The sequence below is a fragment of the Pluralibacter sp. genome (genome assembly GCF_019237635.1).
In the GTDB taxonomy this organism is placed as follows: Bacteria; Pseudomonadota; Gammaproteobacteria; order Enterobacterales; family Enterobacteriaceae; genus Enterobacter_B.
This window is the reverse complement of the sequence record NZ_JAFAGS010000012.1, coordinates 1-7,927: the sequence shown is the minus strand read 5'-3', so window position 1 is coordinate 7,927 and position 7,927 is coordinate 1. Positions and strand designations below refer to the sequence as shown.

Below are 7,927 nucleotides of genomic sequence, written 5' to 3'. Positions count from 1 at the left end.
AAAACACCTCTGCCCTGACCGGAAAAAATGAGAGCAAGGGTGGCACCGTCGGTATCGGCATTGGTGCAGGCTCCGGCGGCTGGGGGATTCAGATTTCCGCCAGCGTCAACAAGGCCAGCGGCAAAGAGACCGGCAACGGCCTTACCCCTACTGAAAGTGCAAGCCAGACGGTAAGGGCATACTGGATGGCATACCTAAAAATCAGAAAAGAAAAAGGGCCACGTTAATTAATAACATGGCCCTGAATAGTGGCGGAACGGACGGGACTCGAACCCGCGACCCCCTGCGTGACAGGCAGGTATTCTAACCGACTGAACTACCGCTCCGCGTTGTTGTTCCGTTGGGAACGGAGCGAATATTACGGATTCCCTCTACCCTCGTCAACGCTTTTTCTCGGCTTTTGAATCGTTTGCTGCAAAAATCGCCCGCAGGCTGATTTTTACGGCATTTCGTCGCCCATCAGGCACGCCAGAGGCAGCTTCCGCCCTTTTTTTGCACCAGGTCAAGCCGCGACTCATGGGCCACCAGCTCTTCATCGCTGGCTAAAACCACCCGCAACTTGCTGGCGGCGCGGACAACGCGCTGAATTCCGGCCTCTCCCTGCATCTGCTGCGCTTCGCCCTCCATTGCAAAGGCCATCGACGTTTGTCCGCCGGTCATCGCCAGATAGACGTCGGCCAGGATCTGGGCATCGAGCAATGCCCCGTGAAGCGTACGCTTGGTATTGTCGATTTCGTAACGCGAGCACAGCGCATCGAGGCTGTTACGCTTGCCAGGGAACATTTTCCTTGCCAGCGCCAGGCTATCGGTGACCTTGCAGAAGGTATTCGTTTTCGCAATGCCGCGATTGAGCTTGCTGAACTCATAGTCCATAAAGCCGATATCGAACGATGCGTTGTGAATGACAAGCTCTGCGCCGCGAATATAGTCGAGGAACTCATCGCAGACGTCCGCGAACGTCGGTTTATCCAGTAAGAACTCGTCAGCAATACCGTGAACGTTAAAGGCTTCCGGATCCACCAGCCGGTCCGGTTTCAGGTACACATGAAAGTTATTGCCGGTCAGACGACGGTTGATCACCTCGACGGCGCCGATCTCAATAATCTTGTGCCCTTCGTAGTGCGCACCAATCTGGTTCATACCGGTGGTTTCGGTATCGAGGACGATCTGTCGAGTAATTGCAGTGCTCATAGCGGTCATTTGTGTCAGACTTGTCGTTTTACGTATCGAGTTCAATTACAGGAAGTCTACCAGAGATGCTTAAACAGGTAGAAATTTTCACCGACGGTTCCTGCCTGGGTAATCCCGGTCCGGGCGGTTATGGTGCGATTTTACGCTATCGCCAGCACGAAAAAACCTTTAGCGCGGGATATTACATGACCACCAACAACCGTATGGAGCTGATGGCAGCGATTGTGGCGCTGGAAGGGCTCAAAGAACACTGCGAGGTAGTGCTAAGCACCGACAGCCAGTATGTACGCCAGGGGATCACGCAATGGATCCACAACTGGAAAAAACGTGGCTGGAAAACCGCAGAGAAAAAGCCGGTTAAAAATGTCGACCTTTGGCAGCGCCTGGATGCGGCCTTAAGCCACCACCAGATTCGCTGGGAGTGGGTAAAGGGCCACGCCGGACACCCGGAAAACGAACGTTGCGACGAGCTTGCGCGCGCAGCCGCCATGAGCCCGAGCCAGGACGACACAGGCTACAACGCAGAAAGCTAAAGACGCGGCTTACGATACTGCCGAGTCGCCCCTACCGCCGGGCGCAACTGCGTCCGGGATTTACTCTGTCTCATCGGGTTAAGCGTCAGCGGTATCGTTCGCTTGCGCGCCACGATAAGCTGCAGACACCCGAGCGCCGGCAGATGGGTACTGAGCAATTTCCCCCCCTGCCTGTGCCATGGCAGCACCTGAAAACGACCATGGTGCAACACCTCGAAGTTCAGCAGTGACAGCCAGTCTAGCTGGCGCATCAGGGTAAACATCCGGCTGTTATACGGCATACTGCCGCGCAGCACCGGCACCAGTTTTCGCAGCCCCATCAGGCTAACGGGGTTAAAACCGGTCATAATAAGCCAGCCGTCGTCGATCAATACGCGATCTGCCTCACGCAAAAGACGGTGCGGATCCTGACACCAGGGCAGCGTGTGGGCCAGCAGGCAGGCATCAACCGACTTCTCCGCAAACGGTAAATACAGCGGGTCGGCGATAACCTGCCGGGGTTCGCCGCCGAGCGACACATTCACCTGATGGGAAATCGCGCAGGCTTCGGTGTTGATTTCAGCGCTCAAATTGCCAATCTTCAGCAGATGAAATCCGTAGAGTTTTGTCAGCCAGGGCTTAAGCTGTTGTTCCAACGCTTCACGATAATACTCGCCCCAGGGCATCTCTGCCCAATGGCCTGGTGCGGTGACGGTCAGGGGTATCCTTGCCGGTTTCATCACAACCTTCCGCTACGTTACGTTATGAGAGGTAATCTATGAATCTTAACAGTATTCCCGCCTTCCAGGACAACTACATCTGGGTTCTGAGTGATAACAAGCAACATTGCCTGATAGTCGACCCGGGCGAGGCGGCGCCGGTGCTTCGCGCCATTGAAGAAAACCACTGGCAACCGGACGCCATCCTGCTCACTCACCACCACCACGATCACGTTGGCGGCGTAAAAGAAGTCCTGCAAAAGTATCCGGGCATTGTGGTGTATGGCCCACGGGAGACACAAGATAAGGGTACGACGGTCATCGTCAACGAAGGGGATACGATTGACGTTTTGGGGTGCGAATTTTCCGTAATTTCGACGCCTGGGCACACCGCCGGGCACGTTTGCTACTTTAGCGATCCTTATCTTTTCTGCGGCGATACGCTATTTTCAGGCGGCTGCGGACGGTTGTTCGAAGGTACAGCGGCGCAGATGTATCACTCCTTGCAAAAAATTAATGCACTTCCCGGCCATACGCTAATTTGTTGTGCCCATGAGTACACTTTAGCGAACATGAAGTTTGCGCTGAGTATTATGCCTGATGATTTAGCGATAAATGATTACTTCAGAGAAGTTAAAGGGTTACGCGCTGAAAATCAAAAAACACTCCCGACAATTCTTAAAAATGAGCGCAAGATAAATTTATTTTTACGTACAAATTGCATTGATTTCATTAGAGAAATATCAAGAGAAACAAATTTGCAACAACCTGAAGAGCGATTTGCATGGTTACGGTCAAAGAAAGATAACTTCTAAGATTTCGAGGTTGCCTTTTCAAAATTTCGCCGTTATGATCGGTCGTCTTTTAAGCAACTATTGACACACACATGAAGGCACGAGCGATATTACTCGCCTCTGTCCTGCTCGTTGGGTGCCAGGCGTCGAAGAACGGCGCCAACATTCAGCAGCACGCACAGAGCCTTTCTGCGGCTAGTCAAGGGGAAGCAGGAAAGTATACAGGTCAGGCGCGATGGATGGACGATGGAACCTTCTATGCGCAGGATCAGGACCTGTGGGCTTTCATTGGCGGCGAGCTAAAGATGGGTATTCCGGAGAACCCCCGGATTCGCGAACAGAAACAGAAGTATTTACGTAATAAGAGCTATCTCCACGATGTAACTTTACGGGCAGAGCCGTATATGTACTGGATAGCAGGGCAAGTGAAGAAACGTAACATGCCCATGGAACTGGTACTACTACCCATAGTGGAGAGCGCTTTTGACCCACACGCGACGTCTGGCGCCAATGCCGCAGGCATTTGGCAGATCATTCCGAGCACCGGGCGCAATTATGGTTTGAAACAGACTCGCGGTTATGACGCGCGTCGCGATGTTGTCGCATCGACTACGGCTGCACTCGATATGATGCAGCGCCTGAACAAGATGTTTGATGGCGACTGGCTGTTGACGGTCGCGGCATACAACAGCGGCGAAGGTCGTGTTATGAAGGCTGTGAAAGCGAACAAAGCGCGTGGTAAACCCACCGATTTTTGGTCGCTCTCTCTGCCTCAAGAAACAAAGGTCTATGTACCTAAAATGCTGGCGTTGAGTGATATTCTCAAAAACAGCAAGCGCTATGGCGTACAACTGCCGACGTCCGATGAAAGCCGCGCACTGGCGCGTGTCCGTCTGGACAACCCGGTTGAGATGAAGCAACTGGCCGATATGGCGGGTATCTCAGTCAACAAACTGAAGACGTTTAATGCTGGCGTAAAGGGTTCAACCCTTGGCGCAAGCGGTCCGAAGTATGTGCTGGTACCGAAAAAACATGCCGATCAGCTGCGTGAATCGCTGGCATCAGGTGATATTGCAGCAGTACAGCCGACGCTGGTTGCTGATAATACCCCGCTGACCAGCCGTAGCTACACGGTACGCTCCGGCGATACGCTTTCCGGCATTGCTTCACGCCTGGGCGTGACGGCGAAAGATCTGCAGCAGTGGAACAAACTGCGCGGTTCAAGCCTGAAAGTCGGCCAGAGCCTGACCGTAGGCGCAGGCAACAGTGCGGAACGCCTTGCCCGCAACAGCGATAGCATTACCTATCGCGTGCGCAAAGGTGATTCGCTCTCGAGCATCGCTAAACGCCACGGCGTCGACATCCGTGATGTTGTCCGCTGGAACAGCGATACGCAGAACCTGCAGCCAGGCGATCAACTGACGTTGTATGTGAAAAACAGCGACAGACCGGACTCCTGACGGTACAGATAAAAGAAAGGCACCGATTCCCCCGGTGCCTTTTTTCTTTGCGCGACGTTATGCGGCCTTACGCGCTTCGACCATGATGGTATCGCTGGTAAACGATCCATCCTCCTGCAGCGCAAAATAGGCCTGCACCTCTTCTGATGCGCTCTGCTGATAAAGACGAATCGCTTCGCATAATGGCGCAGGCGTGCGCATCCGCGCGACCCACGACGTATACTTCAGCGCCAGCCGATCGGTCGTCAGCCCCTGAGCAATGAGCCCGGCGTCATTGATCATCGCCAGCCACTCGCCGCTGGCGTAATTACGAACGTGCGACGTGTCGCGTAACGCTTCAACCGTCTGCAGCCAGATATCCCGCAGCGGATGTCCAGGTGACATCACATCCATCACGATCAGCACGCCCCCCGGCTTCAGCACGCGTTTGACCTCCCGCAGCGCCTGGCCGACATCATGCCAGTGATGTGCGGAATAGCGGCTAATTACCACCTCAAACGAGGCATCGGCAAACGGCAGCAATTCCGCATACCCCTGCTGCGTATCGATATTGGCGAGCCCTTTATCCCGGGCAGCATTGCGCACAACATCCAGCATCTGAACCGACAGATCGTAGGCAGTCACGTGAGCGACATGTGCCGCCGCAACGAAGCTGGCATGGCCCGCCCCACAGCCCATATCCAGCACATGGGCCTGCGGGAAGCTGGCAAGCCGCTCGCCAAGCCGTTGCAGGTCGCGGCCTGATGCGTGCACCGCGCTGGTCAGATAGGCGTCAGCCTGGGAGCCAAACTGCTTTTCTACATTGTTATGATGGGAACGTGTTGTCATTGTGTTGTCCTTCGGTGGTTGAAACATAAAGGGCAGCACCTTACCTGCGCAGGTCTGCCCCACGGCAGACCTGACATACCTTTATTGTTCAGGCTTGCCGGGACTGAATTCGACGAGTAGCGGATTGTGATCGGAAGCGCGCGTCACCAGCACGGAGGCATCGTGCACATTCAAACCACGGTAGAAGACAAAATCGAGAGGACGGCCAAACGCGCGACGGCGGTGATCGTCGGTGAAACGCACCTCGCGCAGCGACATTTCACGCGCAAAGCGGTACAGCGCATTCATACGCGGGCGGCTCCACGCGTTAAAGTCTCCCGCCATAATAACCGGCCCGGAGTGATGCGCTATCTGGTCGCCGATGGGAAGTAACTGCTTACTATAAACATCGACGCCGAGGCTGAAGTTAACGGCGTGGATATTCACCACCATCAGCAGGCGACTGTTCGGTAACGGATACACGGTCACGAGGGCGGATTTAGCCAGCCGCAAAATAGGCTCACGCTCACGCAGAGGGCAACAGTAGACCGGATGCGCAGCCGAGAGCGTCATGACGCCTGACGGGTGCTGAGGCAGCACAAAGGCTGGCACCTGATCCGCAGCAAGATAGTTAGCGGTCGCAAACCGAACCAGCTCAGGGGTGGTTTGCGCCTCCTGCAACAGCATCAGATGCGCATCTTTACCAAAATTTTTCAGCACCGACAGCCATTCAGCCCGTTGCTGCTTGAAGATATTCCATACCAGTACGCGAATTTTTTCTTCGCTGCTTAATGGAACGCCCGCAGGTAGCGCCTGACCGATGCTCGCAAACGAACCGGGAGGCAAAATCCTCTCAGCGGGTTGTCCGGCGACATAGCGCATAGCATAGGTATTTTTTCGCACTTTTTGGATTGAACCTCAATAACTGAAGAGCCACGCCGTTCCCGGGGTGACCCTTCTGTTATAGGGATTTTTGCTTACACTTTCAACGCTATTTGCCAGAAAGATTCGTCAGCGAGTGTAAGCATGCACTTACCTTACTGACTCAGCAGGCGAAGATGACAAACCACACAGGCAAATGTTTAAATAACAAAAACCATCAAAATTCCAGTGCAATTTTGCGCCAGGTGTAATAATGAGAGCCACATCAGAAGAGATAGCCATTTTTGTCGCCGTGGTGGAAAGCGGGAGTTTCAGCCGTGCAGCGGAACAGCTCGGACAGGCCAATTCCGCCGTCAGCCGGGCGGTCAAAAAGCTGGAGTCTAAGCTCGGCGTCAGCCTGCTCAACCGCACTACGCGGCAGCTTAACCTGACTGAAGAAGGCGAGCGCTATTTCCGCCGGATGCAGGGCGTCCTGCAGGAAATGGCAGCCGCAGAGAATGAACTGATGGAGGCGCGTAATACGCCACGCGGGCTGCTGCGCATTGACGCTGCAACGCCGGTCGTCCTGCACTATCTGATGCCGCTGATTAAACCCTTCCGCGAGCGATATCCGGAAATGACGCTGTCGCTGGTATCATCCGAAACGTTTATTAATCTGATCGAGCGAAAGGTTGATGTAGCAATCCGCGCGGGAACACTGACTGACTCCAGCCTGCGGGCGCGCCCGCTGTTTACCAGCTACCGGAAAATCATCGCCGCGCCGGATTACATTGCACGCCATGGCAGGCCTGAGATGGTGGAGGATCTGAAACAGCACGTTTGTCTGGGTTTTACCGAGCCGGTATCGCTTAACACCTGGCCGCTCTCATGCTGCGACGGGCAACTTCACGAGATAACCAGCGGCATTTCATCCAATAGCGGCGAAACGCTAAAGCAACTGTGCCTTTCTGGCAACGGTATTGCCTGCCTGTCGGACTATATGGTGGACAACGAGATTGCGAAGGGAGAGTTTGTGGAATTACTGGCAGACAAGCGACTGCCGGTCGAGATGCCTTTCAGCGCCGTTTACTACAGTGACCGGGCAGTTAGTACCCGAATCCGGGCATTTATCGATTTTCTCAGCGAACATGAGGCGCGCAAGAAACAATAAAAAGCGGCGTTCAGGCGCCCCGACTTATGATGAATCCTGAAAATTGTATTTCAGACAAAAGAAAAAGCCCTGAGCAAATGCTCAGGGCTCTTAATAAGTGGCGGAACGGACGGGACTCGAACCCGCGACCCCCTGCGTGACAGGCAGGTATTCTAACCGACTGAACTACCGCTCCACCGAAATCATTTTACTTCTACCGGTTGTCACCCCGGCTTACTGCTTAAACGTCGAACCGTTCACAACGCTATTGTGAATGCGTTCTTTATTTGATGCCTGGCAGTTCCCTACTCTCACATGGGGAGACCCCACACTACCATCGGCGCTACGGCGTTTCACTTCTGAGTTCGGCATGGGGTCAGGTGGGACCACCGCGCTCTTGCCGCCAGGCAAATTCTGTTTAATCTGTATCAAA

9 protein-coding genes, 2 tRNA genes and 1 rRNA gene are annotated in these 7,927 nt (G+C 54.2%); 5 read left to right on the top strand and 7 right to left on the bottom strand.

The window, feature by feature from the left end; all coding sequences use genetic code 11:
• Positions 1–227 (top strand): hemagglutinin repeat-containing protein (locus tag JO226_RS01460; RefSeq protein WP_293481756.1); only part of this gene is annotated, 227 nt, incomplete at its 5' end.
• Positions 228–249: 22 nt separating this feature from the next.
• Here the strand turns inward: JO226_RS01460 and JO226_RS01455 are convergent.
• Both JO226_RS01455 and dnaQ read right to left on the bottom strand, forming a co-directional pair.
• Positions 250–326: transfer RNA gene (locus JO226_RS01455), tRNA-Asp, on the bottom strand.
• A gap of 133 nt (positions 327–459) precedes the next feature.
• Positions 460–1,191 (bottom strand): DNA polymerase III subunit epsilon, encoded by a 732-nt coding sequence (gene dnaQ, locus JO226_RS01450; protein WP_293481754.1) that lies wholly within the window; start codon positions 1,189–1,191, stop codon positions 460–462.
• Positions 1,192–1,256: 65 nt separating this feature from the next.
• Between dnaQ and rnhA the strand changes: the two genes are divergently transcribed.
• Positions 1,257–1,724 (top strand): ribonuclease HI, encoded by a 468-nt coding sequence (gene rnhA / locus JO226_RS01445; protein WP_293481752.1) that lies wholly within the window; start codon positions 1,257–1,259, stop codon positions 1,722–1,724.
• Here the strand turns inward: rnhA and JO226_RS01440 are convergent.
• Positions 1,721–2,443, bottom strand: coding sequence for a class I SAM-dependent methyltransferase (locus JO226_RS01440; RefSeq protein ID WP_293481750.1), 723 nt, complete (start codon positions 2,441–2,443; stop codon positions 1,721–1,723). The two genes, rnhA and JO226_RS01440, sit on opposite strands and share 4 nt — an antisense overlap.
• 38 nt (positions 2,444–2,481) lie before the next feature.
• Here JO226_RS01440 and gloB point away from each other — a divergent pair, with 38 nt between their 5' ends.
• On the top strand, positions 2,482–3,237 hold the full coding sequence (gloB, locus tag JO226_RS01435) for a hydroxyacylglutathione hydrolase (protein ID WP_293481748.1): 756 nt from the start codon (positions 2,482–2,484) through the stop codon (positions 3,235–3,237).
• Positions 3,238–3,308: 71 nt separating this feature from the next.
• The gene (gene mltD / locus JO226_RS01430) at positions 3,309–4,676 is read left to right on the top strand and encodes a murein transglycosylase D (protein ID WP_293481746.1); all 1,368 of its coding nucleotides are present in this window, start codon (positions 3,309–3,311) and stop codon (positions 4,674–4,676) included.
• A gap of 57 nt (positions 4,677–4,733) precedes the next feature.
• Here the strand turns inward: mltD and JO226_RS01425 are convergent, their stop codons facing one another.
• Together JO226_RS01425 and JO226_RS01420 are read right to left on the bottom strand one after the other, a co-directional pair.
• Positions 4,734–5,504 carry a class I SAM-dependent methyltransferase gene (locus tag JO226_RS01425; protein ID WP_293481744.1) on the bottom strand — a complete coding sequence of 257 codons (771 nt, stop codon included), beginning with the start codon at positions 5,502–5,504 and terminating at the stop codon, positions 4,734–4,736.
• 81 nt (positions 5,505–5,585) lie between these two features.
• Positions 5,586–6,386, bottom strand: coding sequence for an endonuclease/exonuclease/phosphatase family protein (locus tag JO226_RS01420; RefSeq protein WP_293481742.1), 801 nt, complete (start codon positions 6,384–6,386; stop codon positions 5,586–5,588).
• A gap of 232 nt (positions 6,387–6,618) precedes the next feature.
• On the opposite strand from JO226_RS01420, the gene yafC reads away from it, so the two are divergent.
• Complete coding sequence (gene yafC / locus JO226_RS01415; RefSeq protein WP_293481740.1) at positions 6,619–7,515, top strand: DNA-binding transcriptional regulator YafC; 897 nt, start codon at positions 6,619–6,621, stop codon at positions 7,513–7,515.
• A gap of 98 nt (positions 7,516–7,613) precedes the next feature.
• Here the strand turns inward: yafC and JO226_RS01410 are convergent.
• Both JO226_RS01410 and rrf read right to left on the bottom strand, forming a co-directional pair.
• Positions 7,614–7,690, bottom strand: a tRNA-Asp gene (locus tag JO226_RS01410).
• A gap of 96 nt (positions 7,691–7,786) precedes the next feature.
• Positions 7,787–7,902, bottom strand: a 5S ribosomal RNA gene (gene rrf, locus JO226_RS01405).
• Between the last annotated feature and the right edge of the window lie 25 nt (positions 7,903–7,927).

What these genes read in the sequence shown, in the direction of transcription:
- dnaQ (WP_293481754.1), bottom strand. Translation starts at nt 1,191, where the DNA reads ATGAGCACTGCAATTACTCGACAGATCGTCCTCGATACCGAAACCACC.
- rnhA (WP_293481752.1), top strand. Translation starts at nt 1,257, where the DNA reads ATGCTTAAACAGGTAGAAATTTTCACCGACGGTTCCTGCCTGGGTAAT.
- JO226_RS01440 (WP_293481750.1), bottom strand. Translation starts at nt 2,443, where the DNA reads ATGAAACCGGCAAGGATACCCCTGACCGTCACCGCACCAGGCCATTGG.
- gloB (WP_293481748.1), top strand. Translation starts at nt 2,482, where the DNA reads ATGAATCTTAACAGTATTCCCGCCTTCCAGGACAACTACATCTGGGTT.
- mltD (WP_293481746.1), top strand. Translation starts at nt 3,309, where the DNA reads ATGAAGGCACGAGCGATATTACTCGCCTCTGTCCTGCTCGTTGGGTGC.
- JO226_RS01425 (WP_293481744.1), bottom strand. Translation starts at nt 5,504, where the DNA reads ATGACAACACGTTCCCATCATAACAATGTAGAAAAGCAGTTTGGCTCC.
- yafC (WP_293481740.1), top strand. Translation starts at nt 6,619, where the DNA reads ATGAGAGCCACATCAGAAGAGATAGCCATTTTTGTCGCCGTGGTGGAA.